Raw genomic sequence first — 24,672 nt, forward strand, 5'->3', positions numbered from 1 at the left:
ACAGCATCCAGCCGCGCGCGGGTAGTTAACTTCATTTGTCAGCATCCATTTATCCTTATCTTATACACAGTGATAATTATGAAATGATAAAAACTCGCCTGGTTCAAAGGCGAGTTTTTATATCTTACATGCGGGTAGCATCCTTGTCCTTCGGTTCCAGCCTGAATAATTTAACGCCGAATTTTGTTAGAGGATAAAGTAAAGATGACAGTTTCCAGCCTAATCGTCCGGCAATTATTCCAATGACGATGGCCGCAATGACATCAGTCGGCCAATGGACGCCGGTATAAACCCTAGAAAAGGCAACAACGATGGCAAATATAGTAAATGCCCGGCTTACCCATTTGGAATTTTTTCCCCATGTAGCCGACGCGAAAGCGAAACTGCCTGCCGTATGGTCGCTCGGGAACGACGCGTTGGCAGGATGAGGAATGAGTTTATGGAAGCTGTCATGAGGCAAAACGACAAAAGGACGCTGACGATACCAAATATGCGAAATAATAAAGTTAATGAATAGGGCAATAACACCTGCAAAGAAAGCGACCACTAACGTATGCCGGCTGTTAACCTTGGATCTCGGCAGTGTGAACCAAAAGACGACAAACAAAGCGGCATATATTTCCATCGCGTAATGTGAGATAAATGCCATGATTGCATCGAACCAGAGAACATGCCCGGATAAATTGTTAATCGCATGGTATACTGCTGTATCAAATGGATTCATAGATGCCTCCTTTAATTCTTATAAACTTATGATTAGTCGGTAGTAAACCCAACAATTTGAGTATACGAATATAAAATTCGATAATCAACTTCAAAATAAGGGTTATGGGAATAATATATATTTCTTCATATTTCGCTAAATTTGTTAATCATTATGCCGAAAATAATAATATCTGGGGTTTTTGCAATAGATTTTGTAATGCAAACGTAAAATTTTTGGAAATATTGTTATGTTATGATGAAATTACTGATCTATTGAAATATTAAAACTTTACTTAAGAGATAGAACATTGCATTTTGGGGGAGATTTTATGAAAAAGAGAGCCGCTTCAAAAAGGTTTATTCCTGCGGCTGTACTGGCTACTGGTATTATATTTTCTGCTAATGGCGCGGGACATGCAGCAACCGGAAGCGAAATTTTAAGCTACGGCAATCAATTTTTAGGCAAACCGTACATATACGGCGCTTCTTATGGACAGACTCAGTCTTTTGATTGTTCTTCATTTACGAAAACAATCTTTGCTCATTTCGGCATTGATATACCAAGGGTTTCCTCAGCTCAGGCGACTGTCGGCGTGCCGGTTTCAAAGAGCAATCTGCAAGTTGGCGACTTGCTTTTTTATGATACGGACGGTGACGGCGTTATTAACCATGTCGGCATTTATGCCGGGGATGGCCAAATGCTGGATGCTGAACCTACATACGGTGTCAGATACACGTCAGCTTTTTCAAATGCGTATTGGAATAAGTATTTTGTTACAGCACGGCGGGTGTTAGGCGAAAGCGGCAGCGCCAATCCACCGGGCAGTTCAACGCCAGCGCCGCCGGCAAATAACGGCAGTTCTTCACACAGCAGCGGGTCATTCTACACTGTCAAACCCGGCGATTCGCTTTGGAAAATTGCCTCAAGTCACGGCATGTCAGTGGCTCAGCTTAAGTCAGCAAACGGTTTGGCTTCTGATCTGATCTATGCCGGCCAGAAATTAAAGTTAAGCGGAAGCGCGTCATCATCCGGCGGGTCAAATAGCGGAGGATCATCAGGAAATCAAGCCTCTTCCGGCGGTACATATGTTGTTAAATCAGGCGATTCCCTGTGGAAAATTGCCGCCAATCATGGGATGTCAGTATCAAAGTTAAAGTCTATCAACGGATTATCCTCAGATATCATCTATCCCGGCCAAAAATTAAAGTTAAGCGGCAGCGCGTCATCATCCGGCGGGTCAAATAGCGGAGGATCATCAGGAAATCAAGCCTCCTCCGGCGGTACATATGTTGTTAAACCGGGTGATTCCCTGTGGAAAATAGCTGTAAATCACGGCATGTCTCTATCATCGCTTAAATCTATTAATGGCTTAAAATCAGATGTTATTTACCCTGGTCAGAAACTGAAGCTAAGCGGTCATGCGTCAACATCGAACACTTCATCAAGCAAACACTCATCAAAGAAACCAGCCTCTTCTTTCTATATCGTTAAGAAAGGCGATTCGCTGTGGGACATTGCCTTATTAAATGACACATCCGTCAACAAACTTATGAAAGCCAACCATTTATCATCTATTGTTATCTATCCAGGCCAAAAGCTGGCTATACCTCAATAAATTTTTAGCAGAACATCCGGTTCTTCTTCAACCGGGTGTTCTGTTTAATTTTGGCATTTATTAAACAAATCTTAAGAGACGGGTTTTGCGTAATAAAAATAGATCATTCTTATCATGCACATGATCCTCTTCCAAATGTTTATCAAAAAATGTCATAAGTTTACATGGAATCTATGTTAAAATAATTGAATCAGTGAGAAGATCAATAGTTTACAAAAGTGATAGATTATACATGATGTATTGGAGAGAACTTAAATATGCTTAGTCAATCTTTGCTGCAAATGAATACGATTTTTATCAGCTTGTTAATTGAAGCTGTCCCGTTTGTTGTTGTAGGTGTATTTATTTCGGCTCTCATTGAGTTGTTTGTTACAGAGGAAATGATAACCAAAGTCATACCTAAAAACCGCTTTTTGTCGGTAACGATGGGGACATGCATTGGATCATTATTTCCGGGATGTGAGTGCGGCATCGTTCCTATAACACAAAGGCTAGTCAAAAAACGCGTGCCGCTTCATGCGGCAATCGCTTTTATGCTAACAGGGCCGATTATTAATCCGATAGTTATTTTTTCCACTTATATCGCTTTCGGCAATAGCTGGAAGATGGTATTTTATCGCTGCGGTCTGGCGATATGTGTTTCTTTTGTTGTTGGTATCATTATTTCTTTCCTTTTTCGTGAAGACCAATTAAGAGAATATATTTATAATAAAGGAAAGAAACATCAGCATCACGACCACCACCATCACCATGAACATGATCATCGCAAGATGTCATTCATAGGCAAAGTGAAAGCTGTGATAGATCATGCGATCGATGAATTTTTCAGTGTCGGCAAGTTCCTGGTTATCGGTTCATTAATCGCCTCGGCTATGCAAACATTTATAAAAACAAGCACACTGCTTTCAATGGGAAATACAAAGGTAACAGCTATTCTTGTTATGATTCTATTAGCCTTTATTCTGTCAGTCTGCTCGGAGGCAGATGCTTTCATCGCGGCGTCATTCCGCAACACCTTTCCAATTGGTCCATTAACCGCCTTTTTGGTGTTCGGGGCAATGGTAGATATGAAAAATCTCATCATGATGCTCAGTTTCTTTAAGAAAAAATTTGTCTTGACGCTTGTATTGTTGATATTTGTTTGTGTGTTTACAGGGGCGCTATTCATCTAAGAAGATCTTAGAAAGCCAGCACCGGCGCTGTTGCGTGGATGCGATGTTTTTTAGTCCGTATCGCCGGTTCTATTTATCCTGTTTCTCAACACGCGCTTTAAGAGGGGAGTGAGCGGATTGTTTCGGCTTATTATTTTATTTGGCTTTTTCTATTTGTTTATGCATTTGCATGTGACAGGCGATATTAGTAAATACATTAATATGAAATATTCGTATTTATCCTATACCATGATCTTTGTATTTGCCTTCTTGACGCTTTATCAAATGATCAAGTGGGTTTCAGAAGGGAACAAGAAAGAAAAACATGCGCATGATCATGGGCACTGCCATGATGGCCATGATCACAATCATGAGCACGACCATGGGCATTCACACGGCGAACACACAATTTTTCAGAAAATCGTTGTTTACGGATTGCTTCTTATACCGATAGCCACTGGATTGTTTTTGCCTGTCGCAACTCTAAACTCTAGCATTGTAAAAGCTAAAGGATTTCATTTTTCGCAAGTTGACGATGGCAATGAAAGTGAATTGCACCAAGTGTTGCGCCCTGATACAAGTATGTATTATAACGCAGACCATTATAAAAATATGGAGCAATCTGATTTGAAAAAATACAGTTCGTCCCGCAAGCTCGTACTGAATGACAGCAATTATCTAAGGGCTTTAGAAACCATTTATAATTTTCCGGGCAATTTTGAAAATAAGCGGCTGACGATGAATGGATTTGTATACCACGATACTGCCGATCATCAAACAAGCAAGAAACAATTCTTTCTATTCAGATTCGGCATCATCCATTGTATCGCAGATGCCGGAACATACGGTATGATGGTCGAATTCCCTAAGAACGTCGATTACAAGGATGATCAATGGCTGCAAGTTGAAGGGAAGATCTCGACCACTTATTATCAGCCGTTTCAACAAACGATACCCGTTCTAAAAGTAACTAAATGGCAGCCCATCAATCAGCCGAAAGATCCATATGTTTATCGGCAATCATAATGGATCCGGTCAATCGCTGGGGGCAATTCCCAGAAAGGAATGAAGATCATGAAGAAAGTGATTTTGGATGTCGATACAGGTATTGATGACGCCTTAGCGATGATACTGGCTTTTAAAAGTGAAGAACTTGATATTTTGGGCATTACAACGGTTTCCGGAAATGTTTGCTTAGATCAGGCCGCATTGAATACAAAAAAGGTCTTAACATGGCTTGGTCTTGGCAATCAAGTCAAAATTTTTCGGGGAGCTGACCGCCCGTTATTGCGGGAACCTGTATTTGAACATGAGGTGCATGGGAATGACGGTCTCGGCGGCGCGCTAAAAGACATGGAAGCGGACATGCCGGAGGACGGTGCTGTTGATTTTATTATTGAACAAGCGGAAAAGTATAAAGGGGAGTTAACCCTTATTCCGACGGCGCCGTTAACAAATATTGCTCTCGCTATCCGCAAAAAACCGGAAATCACACAATGGATAAAAGAAATGGTGATCATGGGCGGATCGGTGAAAAGCCTTGGCAATATAACGCCTCTTGCCGAGTTTAACAGTTATGTTGATCCTGAAGCCGCAAAAATTGTTTTTCATTCGGACATGCCCATCACGCTTGTTGGTTTGGACGTGACTAAGAAGGCGCTGCTGACAGATGAACATATCGCCCAGTTGGAAGGGTCGCGAGTTGGAGAATTTGTGAAGAATGCTACCGCCCATTATATGAATAACTCCTATAAAAGGAACGGTGTTAAATCATGCGCCCTTCACGATCCGTTAGCTGTCGGCGTTGCATTGGACAAATCGCTGGTCAAAACCGAGAAGCTTTACGTTGATGTAGAAACAAAAAGCGAATTGTGCGACGGGCAAACGGTATGCGACTTCGGGAACAGACTTGGCAAAGAACCTAACATTGACGTTTGTCTTGAAGTCGACCATGAGAAATTTATTCGTATGTTTATTGATTATCTGAAAAGATGACGCAGGCTAATAAATAATCCCCTGAGTGCAAGCTGAGCTCATAGGGGATTATTTTTTTTGCTGTCTATCAGATTTTTTGGGCTTTATAAATTGTATTTTTTTATTTTATTGTACAAGGTCACTCTTGAAATGCCTAATAATTTTGCTGCAGCCGATTTATTTCCGTATGTTTTAGCTAATGCCTCTTTTAATTTCATTTTTTCGTTTTCTATTACAGGAGTCGGCGATTCCACCACCGGCTTGTCCAATTTTAAATCCGGTTTATTTTTTATAAAATTCTTCGGCAAGTGATGCAGATGAATCATATCTTCGTCTATAAGAATCATTATCCGTTCAATAGTATTGCGAAGCTGTCTAATGTTTCCCGACCATGGATAATGCAAGAACGTATACATGACTTCAGGGTCGATTTCAGGAACCGCTTTCTTATATTTAATAGAGAATTCTTTTAAAAAGAGTTGAATAAGTTCCGGAATATCCTCAATTCTTTCCCGCAGCGGCGGAATTTCAATAGAAACAACATTTAACCTGTAAAATAAATCTTGGCGAAACAGTCCGTCATTGACCATTTTCTCCAAATCCCTGTTTGTAGCGGCAATAATTCGAATATCGATTGGAATTGGTGTATTTCCCCCAACTCTGTAAAACTCTTTTTCTTGAATAACGCGCAATAACTTAACTTGAAGATCCAGCGGCAACTCGCCTATTTCATCTAAAAATAAACTGCCGCCTTTAGCTGCCTCTATTTTTCCCTTTTTTCCTTGCTTTGCTGCGCCGGTAAAAGCTCCTTTTTCGTATCCGAATAATTCACTTTCAAATAACGCTGCCGGTATAGCGCCGCAATTAATGTCAATGAATGGCTGATCTGAGCGCGGGCTGGACTTATGAATTGCCCGGGCAAATAATTCTTTGCCGACGCCGCTTTCCCCGGTCAATAGGACGGAAGCGTCGGTAGCTGATACTTTTTTGGCTAAATCAATAGCCGTATATAACGCTTGGCTTCTTCCTTTAATTTTATAAAATGGATCATTCGCATATGTCGTTTCAATTTTGCTTTCCAGATCGTGGATGATAGCTGTTGTTGTTGATAGTTCATCGTTAAGTTTAACCATGTCGCTAATATTTCTTTCGACGGATACACCGCCAATAACAGATTGGCCATCATAGACAGGCAATGTATTAATTAATACATGAACATTAGGATGAGGCTGATTATATTTTCTAACAACACCTTTTCCGTCTTGTAAAGTTGACATTAATACAACCGATTCTTTTTTGAAAAAGTCAGTAATTGGTTTGCCTAAAATATCTTCACCTGAACATTGATAGAGTTCTTCAGCTTTCGGGTTCCAAGAAACAATCTTCCCATGCTTATCCACTACGGCAACGGCATCATCAACAGCCTGAAGTAAAGTCTGATAATAGGATAAGAGAATTTTCCACTGATGAAAGATCGTTTGTGCGAGTTTACTAAAAGGCAGCCATCCAACGGTCATGCCGTTATGATCTTTGAGTGCAATGTCCTTTTGATCTGGCAAAGGCCCGATTTCAGAAAGCGGCGTTTCCTTAGGGAGAATGTGCATCTCTTTAATGTCCAGCGTATCCTCCCATGGTAATGATATTGAAATAAGCGGCGTGTTTTGGTTTAACATCATCATCACCTCAGGTTATAAGTCACTCATAACGCTTACAAAAGTGTATAGTCTTTACACCCATTTTACAAAATTGTTAATAAAAAGTGAACATTCTTTCCTATAAATCTTTTAATTGTCTTAAAAGTATTTTTTGGCACAAAACTTGCATTAAGAAAAGTGAGAATTATAAACAGCGATTTGGAGGGAATAAAATGGTCTTATCATATAAACATGAACCATTCACAGACTTTACAAATATAGAAAATCAAAAGGCTTTTGAAAAGGCTTTACAGGATGTTCATTCACAGCTTGGGAAAGATTACCCTCTTGTGATTGGCGGAGAACGGATTACAACAGACGAGAAAATCACTTCAATTAATCCGGCTGACAAAGAAGAGGTTATTGGCACGGTTTCAAAAGCTAATAAAGAATTAGCTGAAAAGGCAATGCAAACAGCTCTTAGAACATTTGAAACATGGAAAAAGTGGGATCCTGAAGCACGGGCAAATATTCTATTTCGCGCAGCAGCTATATTGCGCCGCCGCAAGCATGAATTCTCGAGCTATCTTGTCAAAGAAGCAGGCAAGCCATGGAGGGAAGCGGATGCTGATACAGCCGAAGCCATTGATTTCTTAGAATACTATGCGCGCCAAATGGTGAAATTGAAAAGCGGTGTCCCTGTAGAAAGCCGTGAAGGAGAAATTAATAAATTTAACTATATCCCGCTTGGCGTCGGTGTGATTATTTCTCCATTCAACTTCCCGTTAGCCATCATGGCTGGGACGACAGTTGCCGCGATTGTTGCTGGAAATACAGTTCTGCTTAAGCCAGCGAATAATACACCGGTGGTAGCTGCGAAATTCGTTGAGGTGATGGAAGAAGCCGGCCTTCCGAATGGTGTGCTTAACTATATTCCAGGAAGCGGCTCAGAGATTGGAGACTACCTGGTTGATCATCCGAAGACGCGCTTCGTATCATTTACCGGGTCCCGCGAAGTCGGCTGCCGCATCTATGAGCGTGCAGCAAAAGTGCATCCGGGGCAAATCTGGCTAAAGAGAGTTATCGCGGAAATGGGCGGTAAAGATACAGTCGTCGTAGATAAAGACGCTGATATCGATTTGGCCGTTTCATCAATTGTGTATTCGGCGTTTGGATTCTCAGGACAAAAGTGTTCTGCCGGGTCACGAGCTGTTATACATGAAGATGTCTATGATGAAGTGCTTGAAAAGGCAGTGGCGTTAACAAAGACATTAACCGTCGGCAATCCTGAAGATGTCAATAACTATATGGGTCCTGTCATTGACCAAGCGGCCTACAACAAAATTATGAAATACATCGGCATCGGCAAGGAAGAAGGCAGACTGATGTGCGGCGGTGAAGGAGACGACTCAAAAGGATACTTCATTCAGCCGACTATTATCGCTGATGTAGATGAAAAGGCAAGGCTGATGCAAGAAGAAATCTTCGGTCCTGTTGTTGCCTTCTGCAAGGCGAGAGGCTTTGATCATATGATGGAGATTGCCAACAATACTGATTACGGTCTAACCGGTGCGTTAATTTCTAATAATCGTGAACATATTGAACGTGCAAGAACAGAGTTTCATGTCGGCAACCTTTACTTCAATCGCGGATGTACCGGCGCAATCGTAGGCTATCAGCCTTTTGGCGGATTTAACATGTCGGGTACAGATTCAAAAGCAGGCGGACCTGATTATCTCATCTTGCACATGCAAGCGAAGACAACTGGGGAAATGCTATAAGAAAGATGGGCAGCTTATCTTAAGTTGCCCCCTTCAAACGAAACAATGGATGAATGAGGGGGATAAGCTATGTTAGAAACAGTTTCAAGAAATGTTTTTCTATACGCTTCACAAAGCAAGTCATTAAATAAAGCTGCGAAAAAGTGGGGGCTTAAATTTGGCGCTTCTCAAGTGGTTGCCGGAGAAACCATTGAGCCAACGATGTCAAAGATCCGCGAATTAAACGAAAAGGGTTTGGTTTGTACTCTTGATCATTTAGGAGAATTTGTTACAAGTGAAGAGGAAGCTATTGAAGCCACAGATTACAATATAAAAACTTTGAAAGCGATTTCAGAAGCCGGGGTAAACTCTCAGCTGTCAGTTAAAATGACCCAGCTTGGCTTAGATATTGATGAAGCATTTTGTCTCAGCAATATGCGCAAAATTTTATCAACTGCAAAAGAATGCAATAATTTTGTTACCATTGATATGGAAGATTACGCACATTGTCAAATAACGCTTGATATTTTAAGGGAACTGCGCAAAACCTATGACAACGTCGGAACGGTTATCCAAGCCTATCTATTCCGGGCAGAACAGGACGTCAAAGATTTAAATGGCGTGACGCTAAGGCTGGTTAAGGGTGCGTATAAAGAATCTCCTGATGTGGCCTATCAAGAGAAAAAAGATGTTGACAGCAATTATATGAGAATTATTAAAGAACATTTGCTGAGCGGCAGCTACACAGCCATAGCAACCCATGACCATCATATTATCGATAAGGTCAAAGCATTTGTCAAAGAACACCATATACCGAATGATCAATTTGAGTTTCAAATGCTATACGGATTCAGAACGGATATGCAGCTGAGCTTGGCTCAAGAAGGTTATAAAATGCGAGTCTATGTCCCGTTTGGCAATGACTGGTTTGGGTATTTTATGCGCCGTTTGGCAGAAAGACCGCAAAATGTTGCTTTTGCGCTTAAAGGCTTTTTCTCTAAGTAACCTATCAAGCTGTTAAAAACTAGCATAGTTAAAGTCTATAGTGCCCTCCATAAACGGAAGGGCTTTTTTGTTTTTCTGGTGACTTTTTGCTAAGCTGAAATCAATGGTAAAATGTGAATAGTATTTAAATTTTTTGCAAGGAGAATCCGTATGCTTGATCAGGCGCTGAAGATTCTTAAAGACACTTTTGGCTATGATTCGTTTCGGAATGGACAAGCGGAGATTATTCAAAATCTGCTTGAAGGGCGGGATACTGTAGGCATCATGCCGACAGGAGGCGGAAAATCTATTTGTTATCAAATCCCCGCTCTCATTCTTCCCGGTGTCACTCTCGTTGTCTCCCCTTTGATTTCATTGATGAAAGATCAAGTCGATGCCCTTGAGAAAGAAGGCGTTCCGGCAGCATTTATTAACAGCTCTATTAGCGCTTCAGATGTTCGTGATCGGCTAAATGGCGCTATGGAAGGGCGCTATAAAATCATTTATATTGCACCGGAGCGTTTGGAATCAGCGGCTTTTTTGGACTGGCTTAACAACGTCAATTTATCCTTAATAGCGGTTGACGAAGCGCATTGTATGTCTCAATGGGGGCATGATTTCCGGCCCAGCTATCTCTTAATTAAAAAAATGATTGATCGAATTCATGCAAAACCTGTCATCGCTGCATTAACGGCAACGGCGACCCCTAAAGTAACCCGCGATATTTGCGACATGCTGAATATTCCGGCTGAGAATGTGACAGCCACAGGGTTTGAGCGTGACAACTTGTTTTTCCAAGTCATTAAAGGACAAGACCGAGACCGGTTTCTGGAATCGTATATTAATAAAAACCGTTCTCACTCCGGCATTATTTATGCCGCTACCCGCAGAGAAGCAGAGCGTTTGCATGCTTTTTTAATTAAGCAAAATATCAATGCAGGGAAGTATCATGCCGGTATGGCGGAACAGGAACGCAACGATAATCAAGAACGATTCCTCTATGATGATCTCACCGTTATGGTAGCAACATCGGCATTCGGAATGGGCATCAATAAATCGAACGTGCGTTATGTGATCCACTACAATATACCGCGAAACATTGAGTCATATTATCAAGAAGCCGGGCGTGCCGGACGTGACGGCGAGGAAAGTGAATGTATTCTTTTATTTGCGGCTCAGGATATCCAGATTCAAAAGTTCTTGATCGATCAGTCGGAAATGGATGAGGAACGAAAAAGGCATGAATACGATAAATTGCAGCAAATGGCCGGCTATTGCCATACAGAGGCTTGTCTGCAGCAATATATTTTAAAATACTTTGGCGACCGTGATGCGAAGGGCTGCGGTCATTGCGGCAATTGTACGGATAAGCGTGAGTCCGTTGATGTGACGCGCGACGCACAAATGGTATTTTCATGCATTAAACGAATGAAAGAACGCTTCGGAAAAACATTGATTGCGAAAGTGTTAACCGGATCATCTGACCGTAAAATACAAAGCTTCGGATTTGATAAACTGTCTACATTCGGCATTATGAGCGACCGCACACAAAAGCAGGTTTCAGAGCTTATTGACTATCTGACTGCCGAACAATATCTTCTGCCGACGGGCGGCCATTATCCGGTATTAGGCTTAACCTCAAAAGCTGTCGAAGTTCTCTTAGGCAAGCGTTCAGTTTTAAGGAAAGAAAATGTTCAAGCAAAACAGTTTGTCGTGCAAGATGCGCTGTTTGAGCGTCTGCGGAAGATAAGAAAAGAAATAGCTGACGCTGAACAGGTGCCGCCGTTTGTTATTTTCTCAGATGCGACATTAAAGGAAATGGGTGCGAAACTGCCGGTTAATGAACAAGCGCTTCTAAATGTTAAAGGCATTGGCAAGCAGAAGCTGGAATTATATGGCCAAACATTCATAAATGAAATTCAGGATTATTGCACAGAGAACGGGATCGCTCAACCTGAACCAAGCTTAGTTTCTCCTGAACCCCAAGCGAAAATAAAGAACAGTTCCAAGGAAAAGTCCCATCATATAACCTATCAAATGTTCAGCGAGGGCTTATCAATCCAAGAAATTGCCAATGCGCGCGGCCTCTCAACAACAACCGTTGAATCGCATTTGATTCGCTCGGCTGAGGACGGCTTTGAGATAGATTGGGGTCAATTTATCGATAAAGCACTGGAACCGCTGATTGCTAAATCTGTCGAGGAAGCAGGAACGGAAAGATTAACCCCGATTAAACAAAGGCTGCCCGAAGAAGTGAGTTATTTTATGATTAGGGCTTATTTGCAGAAAAACATAAGAAAATAACCAGATCAGTTCAATTTGCCAGCAAAAGCCCCTCCAGATGGGGGCTTTTTTGCTGGCTTTTAATATTTAAAAAAATGGAAAGCCTATTTTTAAAAAAACCTATTGTATTAAGTGTATTAAGTGATATAATACACTTGAACCACATGAAATTAACGCTCCCCTGGATGGAGGGAATGCAATGGATATACGACAGGTTGGAGCTTTGACATTTCAGCTAGACTTTAGCCAACCGCTTTATGAACAAATTTTAGAACAAATCCGGAGTGCTTTAGCAAAAGGAGAGATTGGATTGGGAGAGAAAATTCCATCGGTTCGTGAAATGGCGCACGCGCTGAAAATTAATCCTAATACGGTAATGCGGGCATATAAAGAATTAGAACGAGATGGTTTAACAGAAAAGCGCCGGGGCCAAGGCACTTTTGTTACGACTTCAGAAGAGCGTGTTAAGACGTTTCGTGCTGAACTCGTTAAAGAATATATAGACGACTTTTTAAATAAAATGGAGAGTCTCGGGTACTCATGGGAAGATATTGAAGGCTATATGCAAGAGAGAGGATCGAGGCGAAAAGGGAGTGATTTAACATGACCGCATCTATTGTAAATTGTCAGCAAATCACAAAAAGATATGGCGATAAACACGCTTTAGATGAATTAAACGTCTCTATACCTGAAAACAAAATTGTTGGGATACTTGGACCAAACGGATCAGGCAAATCAACTTTCTTTCGTATGATTACCGGATTGGTGAAACCTGACAGCGGCGAGATTGAAGTGTTAGGGAAACGGCCGGGCTCGGGAATTAACCGCGAAATCGCCTATTTGCCTGACAGAGCTCGCTGGTACCCCAATCATACCGTGGCCGGCGCTTTTGAATGGGCGGAAAAGCTTCTCCCCGGCTTTGATATAGCTAATGCGAAAGAATTGGCTGATTTTATGGAGATGAAACGAGATATGCGAGTAAGCGGCATGTCCCGCGGCCAAGAGGCAAGGCTCATGTTAATTCTTTGTATGGCAAGAAATGTACCGCTCATCATTTTGGATGAACCATTCTCCGGCATCGACGTCATTTCGCGGGAACGCATTATTGAAGGGATGATCGATTATCTCAGTGACCGGGATCAGACTATTCTTATCAGCACACATGAGATCTACGAAGTGGAAGGCATGTTCGACTATGCCATCTTCCTTAATCAAGGGAAGGCCATTTTATCAGGGGATACAGAAGAGCTTCGTGCACAATACGGATCAATGCATGATATCTTTCGACAATTTTATCGTTATGGAAAAGGAGGGTTTTAACATTGCCTTCTTCAAATGTTTTCTGGACGCTCGTTAAATATGAACTTAAATCTGGATATATGACAAGAAAAAAAATGCGCAAGGGCAAAATGCCTCAGAAAATTTGGCTGATGTATGCCGTGCTGCTTTTTATCGTATTTCTATGCTTTACAGTCTATGCGACTAATCAACATTGGGGTTTCCAACTGAGAAATGTATGGTATTTTACACTTGGTCTGCCGTGGATGTTGTTTGGTTATGGGATGGGAGCGATTAAAAATGAATGGGAAAACAGTACGGAAGGCTGGTGGCTGACGCTTCCTTATTCGCGAAACACATTAATCGGAGCGAAATATATCGCAGCTTTGCTTAAGACTCTGTACATTCTCCTGGTCACTTATGCATTAGCTATTGTTTATGGTGTTCTGTACGGCGTCTGTATCAGTGTTTTAAAAGGGGGCTTTCCTCTTCATGAGGTGATCTTTTTTATCGTGTCGGGATTCTGGTGGTATTTATTATTAATGGGCTTAATGCCGCTCATGGTCTCCATAGGGGTGCTTGTCGCTGTCATTAAGTATACAAACGCTAAATATATTTCCCCGCTGATTTATTTCTTTATGTTTATATTAGGATACGGTATGTACGGCGGGTTAGGCGTCATGAATCAAAAGCATAATTTATATTCCATTTTCAGCGGCGAAACAAGTCCCGGTTCATCGCCATTTCCAGTTGTATTTTTCTATTTCTTGATCGCAGGATGGATTTTGGCCTATTTATTGACCCGTTTTTCGGCTTACTTGTTAAAAAATAAATTGGATGTATAAATGTAACCTAAGGTAGGAGGGGCTGTAATGGAAACAGTGTTGAATTCAGAGTCTTTTAATGCTCAAAGCCAATCGGCAAATACCCTTTTGGAAGTTAGTCATTTGAAGAAAACATACGGTAAGAAGCAAGCGTTGGAAGACGTTACCTTTTCGGTCAAAGCGGGAAGCTGTTTCGGTTTGCTTGGACCAAACGGCGCCGGCAAGTCGACAACAATGAAGATTTTAACAGGTATTATTAAGGCGGATGGCGGCAGTGCAAATCTTTTGGGCACAGATGTTTCAAAGGATAAAAATATGGTTTCGAAATACATCGGTTATGTACCGCAGGAAATCACTTTGTATGAGCAATTAAGCGCCTATGATAACCTTGTTTTTTTCGGGGAAGCGTACGGCATTCGCGGCAGCGAGTTAAAGCGCCGGATTAATGAAGTCTTGGAGGACACTGGTTTATCAGAGCGTGCGAAGGACGCGGTCAAAACCTTTTCCGGCGGTATGAAACGGCGGATCAACATTGCCTGCGCTTTATTGCATCGTCCGAAATTGCTCATTTTAGATGAACCGACAGTTGGGATTGATCCGCAATCACGCAATCGCATTTTTGAAATGATACGCGCGCTGAATCAATCAGGAATAACGATCATTTATTCTACACATTACATGGAAGAGGTCGAAACATTATGTGACGAAATTGCCATTATTGACCACGGCAACGTCATGGCTCAAGGTCCGCTTGGCGAATTGCTCGAACGTTTCGGGCAAAGAGCCATTTATATTGAAACAAGCGGATTAACAGAGATCCCGCAATTGCCGCATGTGATGAAAACACGCAAAGAAGGGTCGGGCTGGGTTCTAGAAACGGACCAAGTCTCAAATGTTATGACAAACCTTATTAAACTGGCGGCAGACAATCATTGGGATGTTAAACAGATCGAAGTCGTCAGACCATCGTTGGAAACTGTCTTTTTATCTCTCACTGGAACGGCTCTCAGAGATTAATAGGGGTCTATCTCACGTGAATTGTGGATAACTTATGAGAAGGAGATTGCGATGAAATCAATTATAGTTAAAGAGTTAAAGTTGATTTTAAAAGAAAAGAGAAGTTACTTTTTTCTTTTGATTATGCCTCTGCTTATGATTGTTATGTTCGGTTCGGTCTTCGGCAATACAGATGATTCAACCGTAGATATTCATGTTATTGACCAAGATCATTCTTTGGCATCTAAAGCCTTTCTTAGCCAGATGGGCCATATTAAAGGCATTAACTTGGAGAAAACTGCTTCGAAAAACACAAAAGACGAGATTGATAAAATTAAAAAAGGGCAGTTGTCGTCCGTCATCGTTATAAATAAAGGGTTTCAAAAGGCTTTGAAGGAAGGGAAACAAGCGGACTTGAAGCTTTACCAAGACCCGTCCTCAGCTTCATCCGTTGCGCCTGTTAAAGCCGTGCTTAAAAATATTGCCAATGGCTATCGGGAACAAAAGTTATCTCAAACACTTGCGGCCAAAGGGATTTCTAAAGAGGATATTTCAAAAACATTAGCTCAGCCAATAGTGATTAAAGATGTCAATACAACAGCAACGGGTATTAATTACATTTCACAAATCGTTCCAGGCATGACTGTTATGTTTGTGTTCTACATTATGATTTCAATGGCCAAACGTTTCTTTGATGAAAAGAAATCGGGGTTGTTGGCAAGGGTTCAAAGCACAACCGTCAAACCCTATCAATATTTGATCGGGATGTGGCTCCCATTTGTTATTATCGTTTTTGCCCAATGCGTACTCCTCTTCGCTTTTGGACATTGGGTTTACAACCTTAACCTTGGGGATCTCGCTGCATTAGGCCTCATTATTATTTGCATCAGCATCTGCAGTTCGGGGCTTGGCTTGGCGCTCTCATTAATTGTCAGCAGCGAAAATATGGCCATGGTTATTTCACAGATTATTGCGCTTGGCGGCGCGATGGTCGGCGGATTATGGATGCCTTCTTATCTCATGCCGTCATTTGTGCAAACGATCGGTCAGTTTACACCGCAATTTTGGGCTCAAAAGAGTCTGCAAGATGTCATCGCCCGCGGCGCGCATATTGGAAATGTTATAGATGGTCTCGCCATTCTTACGGCATTCGGCATTGTGGGATTAATTGTAGCGATGATTTGTTTTCCAAGGTTTTTACGTTCAGCAGCAAACTAGCAAGCGGGGAAAATATCATTGCAGCATGAGGCGGAAAAGGATAAGATTCCTGTTATTCTTCAAGAAAAATCGGGTGTATGGCCCGATTTTTTCTATATAAATAAACTTCTTAAGAAGAATTAATCGGCAGAGGCTGTCTTGATTTGATTCTTTACAGCTTTTACAAATGAATCAATATCTCCTTTTTGTATTAAGGACATTGACTCCTTTGTTCCTTCATGGAAAAAACTCACTTTTTCGTTATGGCCAATATAACTTTTCTCTTTGTTTATTTTTTGGATAACCTCATATGGATATTTTTCAATAATTTCCGTTTTCATGTAATGACAATAAAAAATAATCTGTTTATTTGTTGCCGCTAAAATGCCTTGTCTTCGGCCGCCGACTCCTGCAAACGGGTATGAATATTGTCCGTAAATCGCGGCTAAAAGGGTTTCATCATTTTCTAATACCTTTGTTTTGACTTCACTCAATAACTTTTCGTACATAGCGGCCTCCTCATCAATCACTTTTTAGGATGACATTAATAGAAGCAATATAAACAAACCTTCCTACATCTTAATATTCTCACTTCCCCATCAGCATGCAGATTTCTTTGTCTTCTGTAAATAATATGATAAGTGCAACAACAAGAGACATCATAAAGTAAGATATGAAATGTTTTTGTCCTTCGTATCCTGGTAAATCATTAAATAAGGTCAATTTTTTAAATATGATATATTTTAAAATAAAAAATTTAAATTGTAAATAATATGTATTTTTGAAACCATTTAAGTTAGGCCGATTCCTCTTTTACGGATCGATTTTTTATTAGCCATTGTTGTTTAAAATTTATTAAAACCTTGGGCTGACCTACTGGAAACTTAGATGATGACAACAAAAAAATGGTGATCAACATTTTTTAAAAATTCATTTTTAGGCTCTTTGCTTTACCATATGATAGTTGGGTAAAGATCATTAAGCCATTCGCCGCTGAACAGAAAACTGAATGGATAGCCGCTGATGTTCCGATGCGAATGTTTTATAAAAAAATGCAAATAATACTTTAAGGAAAAGGAGGAAGGATAATGGCAAAGCGGAAACAGCCGAGAGAAGCGGCGCGGAACAATAATTTTACACCAACAGAAAGCATGGCTAATATGGATTTAACGGATAAAACATTTGCGGAAGCTGAGATTCCGGAGAAGCTTAAAAATCCGCACCGCAAGGAAGAGTAAAGGGGCTTGAAAACGGCCCCTTCTTTTTCATTCAGCGGCTTGCCCTTTACTAACATACAGCAAAAAATTTTTGTGATGACCCCAATGAAATCCATCGTGATACGTATGATATAATAAAGTATATTTTGACATCTCTTATCTGCGAATAGTATGATTGAATCATTGGTCTATCATTCTATTATCCAGCGGTAGATTTTAACTCAAGAGAGGTTATTAAGATGTTAAATAAAATCATTGTTCCGATTTTATCGGCCATATTAATTGGTATAGGAATATCCGGGACGATATCAGCTAAAGCAGATTCAGCTCCAGGCGATGTGATTGTCACGATGGGGGCGAATCTGACGAAAGAGCAGAAGGATAAAATGTTAAGGGAAATGAATGTTGACCCGACACAAGCTGAGATTATTACCGTTACAAATGCGGAAGAGCATAAATATCTTGACAAATATATGCCGAAATCCCAAATCGGCAGCCGGGCGATCAGTTCCGCCAAAATTACTTTGAAGGACAAAGGAACGGGATTATCTGTCCGTACCCATAATATCAATTATGTTTCAGATGATATGTACATTAACGCCTTATCAACAGCAGGCGTTAAAGATGCCAGCATATATATCACGGCTCCTTTCAATGTGTCGGGAACAGCGGCATTGACAGGTTTAATCAAAGCCTATGAAACATCCACGGGCAAAGTGATACCTGAAAAGCAAAAACAAGTGGCTAACGAAGAAATGGTGAAAACAGCGCAGCTGGCGGATGAGAACGGTATCGGAAAAGAAAAAGCAGCGGATCTCATGACAACTATCAAAGAAAAAATAGCCAAGGATAAGCCATCCAGCGATCAAGAAATGAGAAATATTATTAATGATTCGGCAAATAAAGTCGGCATTAACTTAGACAGCCGCGATACCAACAAATTAGTCGTCTTATTTAACAAAATTGAAAACTTGAATATTAATTGGAACACAGTGGCTGACCAGCTGCAGAATGCTAAAAATAAAATAACGCAAACTGCAAATTCTGAAGAAGCCAAAGGCTTTTTTGAAAAGCTCAAAGACTTTTTCCAATCGCTTGTGAATAAAATAAGTTCAGCTCTTTAATATATAAAACGCGCCAAAAAAACGGCGCGTTTTTTTATATTTCCACACAGCCTGAATAGATCCGATACGGTCAGCATCTGAGGCAACCGGCGGCGGAATCTTAAGGTAGAAGCCGTGAAACGTCACTCTGGAAAAGAGAACGGGAGAGAACTGATGGATTTAAATAGGGGGTTTTATACAGGAAATGAATGGAATATTAACGGTTGGATAACCTAATTGTATAAGACTGTCGTATGGTGGTGACAACCTTTGAACAGACATGCTTATCAACCGTATATATCGGTTGTGACGCCGGTATATGGATGTGAAAAATGCCTTCGTGAATTGTACCAGCGGTTAAAAAGAGTTCTTACTCAAATTTCCAACCGGTTTGAAATTATTATGGTTTGCGATCACAGTCCGGACCGGTCATGGGATGTTATTCAATCTTTAGCACGGCAAGATATGCGGGTAAAGGGAATCAAGCTTTCCCGAAACTTTGGCCAGCATATCGCCATTACGGCAGGGCTTGATGCAAGCAAAGGGGATTGGGTGGTCGTCATGGACTGCGATCTTCAGGACCAGCCTGAAGAGATTATACCGCTCCATTCGAAGGCGCTCGAGGGTTATGATATTGTGTTTGGGCGTCGTGCAGAGCGTCATGATACATGGATAAAAAGGCTGCAGTCGAAACTATTTTATAAAGTGTACAGTTATTTGGCGGATACCAAGTTTGATCATTCGATCGCAAACTTTAGCATATGCTCGAGGCAAGTGGTTAATGAAGTGGTTCGGCTGCGTGAACGAAGCCGCTCTTATCCGCTTTTTTTAAAATGGCTCGGTTTTAATTGGACATCGATTAACATTCATCATGCGAAGCGGGAATTAGGAAAGTCAAGCTATAATTTCTCTAAGCTGATCCGTTTCGCTATGGACAGCATCGTTTCCCAGTCTAACAAGCCGCTGAGATTAGCGATCAAGCTGGGCTTTGCCATTTCGTTTATTTCGCTGTTGTTCGGCTGCTTTCTTATTTATAAATACTTTTTTCTTATGCAGCCTGTGGCCGGGTGGACAAGTTTTATGGTGTCTATTTATTTTATTGGCGGACTCATTCTCGCTAATTTAGGCGTGTTAGGCCTCTATATTGGAAAGGTTTTTGATGAGGTTAAGGGACGCCCGCTTTATATCATTCATCAAGCCGTTGGTTTTGAGGACCCTGTTCAAGTGATCAAAAATAAGGAGACTGACGTGTGATGGAAGATGTTGTTAAGACCCCGTGGGATCAGCGGGTTTTTGGTTTTGATACATACGAAATCCGCCGCGTGTCAGAGGATATTTTATCTTCGTTAGATCAAATAAACGGTCACTTTACTGTTAAGGTTTCCCCTTTAGATTCGAAGGCTCTGCTGCACCGGCATGGCTTTTATTACTGCGATACGCTGATTGAGCCTTACGGGACTAGCAGCTGCTTTTGTCCTTTTTTCGAACCCGGCATCTCGATCAGCGACAATATTGATTTAGAAGAGTTAGTGCCTATGTGTTTTAATGCTTTTCGCTTTGACCGGTTTCACCGCGATTTTCATATTGACCCAAATCAAGCGGACCAGCGGTATGCCAATTGGCTTCGCGATATTCACCGGTACGGCCATGTTTTCGCACTTCGCTTAGGGCAGACAACAGCAGGCTTCTTTGCATGTGTTGATGAACGGATATTGCTCCATGCTTTACATGAAGATTTTAGAGGAAAAGGATTGGCTAAATACTTTTGGAGCGCCGCCTGCCAGTATTTGTTTTCATTAGGCTGCAAGGAATTAGTGAGTTCTATATCGGCGGCTAATGTCGCTATAATGAACGTTTATCACCGTCTGGGGTTTTCTTTTAGAAATCCTGTGGATATTTATCATAAGGTCAATCATAAACATTTATAATAGGAAGTTTAAAGGCGGCAATGATTGCTGTTTAAGCTTCCGGCAGAGGAGTCTAGCATTGGGTTATTTATATATTTTCGGAACAATATTCTTTACAGTTTACGGCCAAATGATTTTGAAATGGCGGATCAATGGCATAGGCCAGCTACCGTCCGGATCTCTGGATAAAGTTTTATTTTTGCTTAAAGCAGTGTTTGACCCTTTTATATTTTCAGGGCTGGCTTCCGCTTTTATTGCCTCTCTTTTCTGGATGGCCGCTATGACAAAGTTTTCTCTAAGCTATGCTTATCCATTTACAAGCCTTTCATTCGTATTGGTCTTTGTTTTGTCTATATTATTTTTCCACGAAGCCGTGACGGTATATAAGGTTGTTGGATTATTGTTGGTGATTATTGGCGTTATTGTATTAAGTCAGTCTACTTAGGTGGTGTAAAGTATGATTCCTTTTAATCAGCCGGCTGTAACAGGCAATGAAGAAGCTTATCTGATTCAAGCGGTCAGGAATCGCAAAATTTCCGGGGACGGACGGTTCACTCAGCTTTGTCATCAATGGATTGAAAAGACTTTCCAATGTCCAAAAGCCCTCCTCACGCCGTCTTGTACTCATGCCTTAGAAATGTCCGCGGTGTTAATGGATATAAGCCTTGGTGATGAAGTGATCATGCCGTCGTACACTTTTTCATCAACAGCCAACGCCTTTGCGCTGCATGGAGCCAAGATAGTATTTGTCGATATACGTCCGGATACGATGAATATTGATGAACGTTTAATTGAACAGGCCATTAATCCAAAAACTAAAGCGATCGTTGTTGTTCATTACGCAGGGGTCGCATGCGAGATGGACGCGATTATGGATTTGGCAGAGAGATATGGATTATTCGTCGTTGAAGATGCGGCACAGGGCGTTATGAGCAAGTATAAAGGGCGCCCTCTGGGAACCATCGGCCATTTTGGCTGTTACAGTTTCCATGAAACAAAAAATTATACAAGCGGAGAAGGCGGTGCGCTGTTAATTAATGATCGGCGTTTCGCAGAGCGTGCTGAAGTGGTAAGAGAAAAAGGCACGAATCGGAAACAATTTCTGCAGGGCCAAGTTGATAAGTACTCTTGGGTTGATATCGGCTCCTCTTTTTTGCCAAGTGAACTTAATGCCGCTTATTTATATGCGCAATTTGAAAAATCAGAAGAAATTAATGCGGATCGCTTATCCAGCTGGGATTTTTATTATAGCGAATTATCCGCCTTAGAGAAGGCAGAGAAGATAAAACGTCCTTTTATACCTGAAGATTGTCAGCATAATGGCCATATGTTTTATATTAAAGTTAATGACATAAAAGAGCGTTCCGATTTTATTGATTATTTGAAAAATAATGGTGTTATGGCGGTTTTTCATTATGTTCCTCTCCATTCATCTAAAGCTGGACAAAAAGTAGGCACATTTTTCGGCAAGGATCAATATACAACAAGGGAAAGTGAAAGGCTGGTCAGACTTCCCATGTTTTATGGTCTTACAAAAGATTCCATAAAGTACATAACAGAATGTATTAAAAGCTTTTATGAAACCGCGGCAGGTTAACCGTCTTGCGGTGTCAAGCAAGATATATCCCTAGCGAGCTGCCATCTCTGACATAAAGATTAAGGCTTAAGTTTTCATATCGCAGTTTTTTTAACAGTCAATACTGTATTGACGGCACCGAATATTTCTAGAAGAAAAGCTTTCTTTGGGGGAATGTTCATGTCAATACTTGCCAAGCTAAAACCACTTCCCGTGGAAGAAATATCAAAAAATGATGCTCTTTATCGAAGTTTGGAAATTAAGATGCAGCAACTCGGCTATTTAACGCCTTATCGTGAATCTCTTAACTGGGACAAAGAAATTGCTTCTTATGAATTAGGCAGCCGTGAATTAATTGAAAAGTTAAAGAAAACCGCGGCGAAAAATGACGGCGTGCCGTTGTTTTATGCGAAGCTTTTGAAAAAGACGATTTACCAAAACCTTATCCTTCATCCTAATAATCAAGGCTTTTATTTGCCGTTTCGTTTTGAGGAACCATTTACTATTGACATACAAGGCGAAAAGATTTGGATCGGCTCCTCCATTCGGTTATCCGAAGAATTGCAATGGCTTGAAATAACGATGAATAATGAAAATGATGAAGATCTTATCGAAATATGGCAGACACTGCGGGAAATTTGCAGTGAAAGCTCTGAGCATATGACCCCGGTGCAATTGCATTCTGCTTAGCTGATAACTTTGAACATGCAGGAATAAAGTTCCCTTCTTGAAACACAATAATAATGATTCGTGTTTAAAAGGAGGGAACGACCTATGCCAAGACCAAAGCCAGATGATCGCAGCGATAATGTTGAAAAGCTGCAAGAAATGGTGCAAAACACAATCGAAAATCTTGAAGAAGCTCATGATACACTGCACAATGAGGATCTTTCAGGAAAAGACCGTCAAGCTATTCTTGAAAAGAACGAACGACGGGAAGAAGCCATTGCAGGAATGCGTGAAGAAATCAAAGATGAAGCGGCTTATCAAAATCAAAAGGATTAGGCAGGCATTTGCCTAATCTTTTTGATTTAGTCAGACAAAATGTGCCGTCATGATTCTCTATGAAATTGCCAATATTAAACAGCCTAATGGCTTTATTCATTTGTTTAAAAATGTCTAATGATAAAAAGTTTTGTCAAAACAATTGCAATTTCTATCGATCCTTTGCATAATAGACAATGGTTTGTGGAAACCGTTACACTAAAGGAGAATAGAGGTAAAGAAGAGATGAAGGAAAGTAGCCAAGCATCAAAAATTGATCTGCTTCAAATGATAAATCGAAAAAGAAAAGAAATGATCAGAATTGCATCGATCAGAGGTTTCAAAAATAAAGAAACTGTAAAACAAAGCAAAGAATTAGATGATTTAATAAATATGTACCAACGTCACATGCTGCAATCGAAAAGTTCTTGAAAATGGATTATTGGATATAGATTTCCTCATGGACACCTTCTTCATCTTTGCCTTACACCATCCAATAACCATGTTTTGAATTCTCCCTTTACAAAAGAAAAACCTCTATTGCAGAGGTTTTTGATCTTTGGGCGAATCAATAGGTTCATCTTGGTCTTCCTTGCCATTTAAAGACCTTTTAAATTCATTTAGGGTTTTGCCAGCAGCTTTTCCGAGTTCAGGAAGCTTTTTCGGACCGAAAATAATAAATGCGACTAATAAAATGAGAGCAATTTTGCCAGGGCTTAACAATTCCATTAGAAATTCCCCCCAATCATTGGTTTATATTCATTATAACTCGTTTATAGAATTTAAAAAATATTTAAAAATAAAAAGAACTGCGAGCCGTATATTTTATTTTGCATAAGCGCTTTTTATGTGAAAAAGACGCAAACAATTTTAATTTGCGTCTTTTCTTTTTGCATCTTTAAGCGAAAGCCATATCTTTTCTAAATCAGACAAAGTTAAATCATATAAGTGCTGTTCGCCTTTTTTATATATACCATTTTGGATTAATTCATTAATAAGGGCAGTTTTTCTTTTTTCAAGTGCTTTTTTTCGCATCATTTGTTCGTTCATTTAAAACACCATCTTTTGTTCACAACTTTTTGATAGTTGATTTTATATGATTGTATTTTACTTGTCAAATCTAAAAAATGAATGAAATGAATGCGCGCTGTGAATGATAAAAAAGCACAACATTATTTTTATAGGAGATGATATGCCATGGCGAAAGATGTGTTGTGTGAAGTCAGTAACTGCAAGTACTGGGAAAACGGAAATAAGTGCAGCGCTAAATCCATTTATGTCGTTAGCCACACAGGAAAAAAGGCAAAAGATCAAGAAGAGACTGATTGTAAAACTTTTGAGCCGATGGCATAACAAAAGGGGGGTGAAGATACCTCCCCTTATTTTATTTATATCATCACGGGATATCTAACATATAATAAAGGGAAATAGCCCATTTTTTGTGTAAAGCCGCGAAGGACGGATCCTTTGGTAAATGATTTTA

The 24,672-nt window shown here is 40.5% G+C and carries 27 protein-coding genes; 22 read left to right on the plus strand and 5 right to left on the minus strand.

Annotation, left to right across the window (positions count from 1 at the left end):
- Positions 1-124: 124 nt before the first annotated feature.
- Entirely contained in the window at positions 125-724 is a 600-nt protein-coding gene (locus JOD45_RS03975) for a phosphatase PAP2 family protein (RefSeq protein ID WP_205002572.1), read from the minus strand.
- A gap of 310 nt (positions 725-1,034) precedes the next feature.
- On the opposite strand from JOD45_RS03975, the gene JOD45_RS03980 reads away from it, so the two are divergent.
- From JOD45_RS03980 to JOD45_RS03995, 4 genes are all read left to right on the plus strand, one after another.
- Complete coding sequence (locus JOD45_RS03980; RefSeq protein ID WP_205002573.1) at positions 1,035-2,321, plus strand: LysM peptidoglycan-binding domain-containing protein; 1,287 nt, start codon at positions 1,035-1,037, stop codon at positions 2,319-2,321.
- 257 nt (positions 2,322-2,578) lie between these two features.
- Positions 2,579-3,493 carry a permease gene (locus tag JOD45_RS03985; RefSeq protein ID WP_205002574.1) on the plus strand — a complete coding sequence of 305 codons (915 nt, stop codon included), beginning with the start codon at positions 2,579-2,581 and terminating at the stop codon, positions 3,491-3,493.
- A 117-nt stretch (positions 3,494-3,610) separates the two neighbouring features.
- A complete protein-coding gene (locus JOD45_RS03990; protein WP_205002575.1) occupies positions 3,611-4,498 on the plus strand; it encodes a TIGR03943 family putative permease subunit in 888 nt (295 codons plus the stop codon).
- Between the two features lie 48 nt (positions 4,499-4,546).
- Positions 4,547-5,467 (plus strand): nucleoside hydrolase, encoded by a 921-nt coding sequence (locus tag JOD45_RS03995; RefSeq protein ID WP_205002576.1) that lies wholly within the window; start codon positions 4,547-4,549, stop codon positions 5,465-5,467.
- 83 nt (positions 5,468-5,550) lie between these two features.
- On the opposite strand, the gene JOD45_RS04000 is transcribed toward JOD45_RS03995, so the two are convergent.
- Positions 5,551-7,119 (minus strand): sigma-54 interaction domain-containing protein, encoded by a 1,569-nt coding sequence (locus JOD45_RS04000; RefSeq protein ID WP_205002577.1) that lies wholly within the window; start codon positions 7,117-7,119, stop codon positions 5,551-5,553.
- A 194-nt stretch (positions 7,120-7,313) separates the two neighbouring features.
- Between JOD45_RS04000 and pruA the strand changes: the two genes are divergently transcribed.
- The 8 genes from pruA (at position 7,314) to JOD45_RS04040 (ending at position 16,423) form a co-directional block, all read left to right on the plus strand.
- On the plus strand, positions 7,314-8,861 hold the full coding sequence (pruA, locus tag JOD45_RS04005; protein ID WP_205002578.1) for an L-glutamate gamma-semialdehyde dehydrogenase: 1,548 nt from the start codon (positions 7,314-7,316) through the stop codon (positions 8,859-8,861).
- Positions 8,862-8,930: 69 nt separating this feature from the next.
- Complete coding sequence (locus tag JOD45_RS04010; protein ID WP_205002579.1) at positions 8,931-9,845, plus strand: proline dehydrogenase family protein; 915 nt, start codon at positions 8,931-8,933, stop codon at positions 9,843-9,845.
- A 150-nt stretch (positions 9,846-9,995) separates the two neighbouring features.
- The gene (gene recQ / locus JOD45_RS04015; protein WP_205002580.1) at positions 9,996-12,128 is read left to right on the plus strand and encodes a DNA helicase RecQ; all 2,133 of its coding nucleotides are present in this window, start codon (positions 9,996-9,998) and stop codon (positions 12,126-12,128) included.
- 178 nt (positions 12,129-12,306) lie between these two features.
- Positions 12,307-12,714 (plus strand): GntR family transcriptional regulator, encoded by a 408-nt coding sequence (locus tag JOD45_RS04020; RefSeq protein ID WP_205002581.1) that lies wholly within the window; start codon positions 12,307-12,309, stop codon positions 12,712-12,714.
- Entirely contained in the window at positions 12,711-13,427 is a 717-nt protein-coding gene (locus tag JOD45_RS04025) for an ABC transporter ATP-binding protein (RefSeq protein WP_205002582.1), read from the plus strand. Before JOD45_RS04020 ends, JOD45_RS04025 begins: the two co-directional genes overlap by 4 nt.
- Positions 13,428-13,429: 2 nt before the next feature.
- Positions 13,430-14,230 (plus strand): ABC-2 transporter permease, encoded by an 801-nt coding sequence (locus JOD45_RS04030; RefSeq protein WP_205002583.1) that lies wholly within the window; start codon positions 13,430-13,432, stop codon positions 14,228-14,230.
- 27 nt (positions 14,231-14,257) lie between these two features.
- Complete coding sequence (locus JOD45_RS04035; protein ID WP_205002584.1) at positions 14,258-15,226, plus strand: ABC transporter ATP-binding protein; 969 nt, start codon at positions 14,258-14,260, stop codon at positions 15,224-15,226.
- A 51-nt stretch (positions 15,227-15,277) separates the two neighbouring features.
- Positions 15,278-16,423 carry an ABC transporter permease gene (locus JOD45_RS04040; RefSeq protein WP_205002585.1) on the plus strand — a complete coding sequence of 382 codons (1,146 nt, stop codon included), beginning with the start codon at positions 15,278-15,280 and terminating at the stop codon, positions 16,421-16,423.
- A gap of 119 nt (positions 16,424-16,542) precedes the next feature.
- On the opposite strand, the gene JOD45_RS04045 is transcribed toward JOD45_RS04040, so the two are convergent.
- On the minus strand, positions 16,543-16,911 hold the full coding sequence (locus JOD45_RS04045) for a PH domain-containing protein (protein WP_205002586.1): 369 nt from the start codon (positions 16,909-16,911) through the stop codon (positions 16,543-16,545).
- A 579-nt stretch (positions 16,912-17,490) separates the two neighbouring features.
- Here JOD45_RS04045 and JOD45_RS04050 point away from each other — a divergent pair.
- The 9 genes from JOD45_RS04050 to JOD45_RS16495 all read left to right on the plus strand — a co-directional run bounded on the left by JOD45_RS04050 (position 17,491) and on the right by JOD45_RS16495 (position 23,621).
- Positions 17,491-17,640, plus strand: coding sequence for a hypothetical protein (locus tag JOD45_RS04050; protein WP_205002587.1), 150 nt, complete (start codon positions 17,491-17,493; stop codon positions 17,638-17,640).
- 218 nt (positions 17,641-17,858) lie between these two features.
- Positions 17,859-18,743: a DUF1002 domain-containing protein gene (locus JOD45_RS04055; protein ID WP_205002588.1), complete on the plus strand. Its 885-nt coding sequence runs from the start codon at positions 17,859-17,861 to the stop codon at positions 18,741-18,743.
- A 249-nt stretch (positions 18,744-18,992) separates the two neighbouring features.
- A complete protein-coding gene (locus tag JOD45_RS04060) occupies positions 18,993-19,976 on the plus strand; it encodes a glycosyltransferase family 2 protein (RefSeq protein WP_205002589.1) in 984 nt (327 codons plus the stop codon).
- On the plus strand, positions 19,976-20,650 hold the full coding sequence (locus JOD45_RS04065; protein WP_239549072.1) for a GNAT family N-acetyltransferase: 675 nt from the start codon (positions 19,976-19,978) through the stop codon (positions 20,648-20,650). The genes JOD45_RS04060 and JOD45_RS04065 overlap by 1 nt, the downstream gene beginning before the upstream one ends.
- A 58-nt stretch (positions 20,651-20,708) precedes the next feature.
- Positions 20,709-21,074, plus strand: coding sequence for an EamA family transporter (locus tag JOD45_RS04070; RefSeq protein ID WP_205002591.1), 366 nt, complete (start codon positions 20,709-20,711; stop codon positions 21,072-21,074).
- A gap of 12 nt (positions 21,075-21,086) precedes the next feature.
- Positions 21,087-22,226, plus strand: a complete 1,140-nt coding sequence (gene rffA, locus JOD45_RS04075) for a dTDP-4-amino-4,6-dideoxygalactose transaminase (RefSeq protein WP_205002592.1) — start codon at positions 21,087-21,089, stop codon at positions 22,224-22,226.
- Positions 22,227-22,385: 159 nt separating this feature from the next.
- A complete protein-coding gene (locus tag JOD45_RS04080) occupies positions 22,386-22,895 on the plus strand; it encodes a hypothetical protein (RefSeq protein WP_205002593.1) in 510 nt (169 codons plus the stop codon).
- 84 nt (positions 22,896-22,979) lie between these two features.
- Complete coding sequence (gene tlp / locus JOD45_RS04085) at positions 22,980-23,210, plus strand: small acid-soluble spore protein Tlp (RefSeq protein ID WP_205002594.1); 231 nt, start codon at positions 22,980-22,982, stop codon at positions 23,208-23,210.
- A gap of 117 nt (positions 23,211-23,327) precedes the next feature.
- Positions 23,328-23,621 carry an aspartyl-phosphate phosphatase Spo0E family protein gene (locus JOD45_RS16495; RefSeq protein WP_239549065.1) on the plus strand — a complete coding sequence of 98 codons (294 nt, stop codon included), beginning with the start codon at positions 23,328-23,330 and terminating at the stop codon, positions 23,619-23,621.
- Positions 23,622-23,726: 105 nt separating this feature from the next.
- On the opposite strand, the gene JOD45_RS04095 is transcribed toward JOD45_RS16495, so the two are convergent.
- A complete protein-coding gene (locus JOD45_RS04095) occupies positions 23,727-23,918 on the minus strand; it encodes a twin-arginine translocase TatA/TatE family subunit (protein WP_205002595.1) in 192 nt (63 codons plus the stop codon).
- Between the two features lie 141 nt (positions 23,919-24,059).
- Positions 24,060-24,239: a Fur-regulated basic protein FbpA gene (locus JOD45_RS04100; RefSeq protein ID WP_205002596.1), complete on the minus strand. Its 180-nt coding sequence runs from the start codon at positions 24,237-24,239 to the stop codon at positions 24,060-24,062.
- Between the two features lie 147 nt (positions 24,240-24,386).
- Here JOD45_RS04100 and JOD45_RS04105 point away from each other — a divergent pair, with 147 nt between their 5' ends.
- The gene (locus JOD45_RS04105) at positions 24,387-24,542 is read left to right on the plus strand and encodes a DUF1540 domain-containing protein (RefSeq protein ID WP_205002597.1); all 156 of its coding nucleotides are present in this window, start codon (positions 24,387-24,389) and stop codon (positions 24,540-24,542) included.
- Positions 24,543-24,672 lie beyond the last annotated feature (130 nt).

The sequence above is a fragment of the Scopulibacillus daqui genome, from assembly GCF_016908855.1.
Taxonomy (GTDB): domain Bacteria; phylum Bacillota; class Bacilli; order Bacillales; family Sporolactobacillaceae; genus Scopulibacillus_A; species Scopulibacillus_A daqui.

Excerpts from the sequence above, each read along its gene's own strand:
- JOD45_RS03975 (WP_205002572.1), bottom strand. The coding sequence starts at position 724 with ATGAATCCATTTGATACAGCAGTATACCATGCGATTAACAATTTATCC.
- JOD45_RS03980 (WP_205002573.1), top strand. The coding sequence starts at position 1,035 with ATGAAAAAGAGAGCCGCTTCAAAAAGGTTTATTCCTGCGGCTGTACTG.
- JOD45_RS03985 (WP_205002574.1), top strand. The coding sequence starts at position 2,579 with ATGCTTAGTCAATCTTTGCTGCAAATGAATACGATTTTTATCAGCTTG.
- JOD45_RS03995 (WP_205002576.1), top strand. The coding sequence starts at position 4,547 with ATGAAGAAAGTGATTTTGGATGTCGATACAGGTATTGATGACGCCTTA.
- JOD45_RS04000 (WP_205002577.1), bottom strand. The coding sequence starts at position 7,119 with ATGTTAAACCAAAACACGCCGCTTATTTCAATATCATTACCATGGGAG.
- pruA (WP_205002578.1), top strand. The coding sequence starts at position 7,314 with ATGGTCTTATCATATAAACATGAACCATTCACAGACTTTACAAATATA.
- JOD45_RS04010 (WP_205002579.1), top strand. The coding sequence starts at position 8,931 with ATGTTAGAAACAGTTTCAAGAAATGTTTTTCTATACGCTTCACAAAGC.
- recQ (WP_205002580.1), top strand. The coding sequence starts at position 9,996 with ATGCTTGATCAGGCGCTGAAGATTCTTAAAGACACTTTTGGCTATGAT.
- JOD45_RS04020 (WP_205002581.1), top strand. The coding sequence starts at position 12,307 with ATGGATATACGACAGGTTGGAGCTTTGACATTTCAGCTAGACTTTAGC.
- JOD45_RS04025 (WP_205002582.1), top strand. The coding sequence starts at position 12,711 with ATGACCGCATCTATTGTAAATTGTCAGCAAATCACAAAAAGATATGGC.
- JOD45_RS04035 (WP_205002584.1), top strand. The coding sequence starts at position 14,258 with ATGGAAACAGTGTTGAATTCAGAGTCTTTTAATGCTCAAAGCCAATCG.
- JOD45_RS04040 (WP_205002585.1), top strand. The coding sequence starts at position 15,278 with ATGAAATCAATTATAGTTAAAGAGTTAAAGTTGATTTTAAAAGAAAAG.
- JOD45_RS04045 (WP_205002586.1), bottom strand. The coding sequence starts at position 16,911 with ATGTACGAAAAGTTATTGAGTGAAGTCAAAACAAAGGTATTAGAAAAT.
- JOD45_RS04050 (WP_205002587.1), top strand. The coding sequence starts at position 17,491 with ATGGCAAAGCGGAAACAGCCGAGAGAAGCGGCGCGGAACAATAATTTT.
- JOD45_RS04055 (WP_205002588.1), top strand. The coding sequence starts at position 17,859 with ATGTTAAATAAAATCATTGTTCCGATTTTATCGGCCATATTAATTGGT.
- JOD45_RS04065 (WP_239549072.1), top strand. The coding sequence starts at position 19,976 with ATGGAAGATGTTGTTAAGACCCCGTGGGATCAGCGGGTTTTTGGTTTT.
- rffA (WP_205002592.1), top strand. The coding sequence starts at position 21,087 with ATGATTCCTTTTAATCAGCCGGCTGTAACAGGCAATGAAGAAGCTTAT.
- JOD45_RS04080 (WP_205002593.1), top strand. The coding sequence starts at position 22,386 with ATGTCAATACTTGCCAAGCTAAAACCACTTCCCGTGGAAGAAATATCA.
- tlp (WP_205002594.1), top strand. The coding sequence starts at position 22,980 with ATGCCAAGACCAAAGCCAGATGATCGCAGCGATAATGTTGAAAAGCTG.
- JOD45_RS16495 (WP_239549065.1), top strand. The coding sequence starts at position 23,328 with ATGATAAAAAGTTTTGTCAAAACAATTGCAATTTCTATCGATCCTTTG.
- JOD45_RS04095 (WP_205002595.1), bottom strand. The coding sequence starts at position 23,918 with ATGGAATTGTTAAGCCCTGGCAAAATTGCTCTCATTTTATTAGTCGCA.
- JOD45_RS04100 (WP_205002596.1), bottom strand. The coding sequence starts at position 24,239 with ATGAACGAACAAATGATGCGAAAAAAAGCACTTGAAAAAAGAAAAACT.
- JOD45_RS04105 (WP_205002597.1), top strand. The coding sequence starts at position 24,387 with ATGGCGAAAGATGTGTTGTGTGAAGTCAGTAACTGCAAGTACTGGGAA.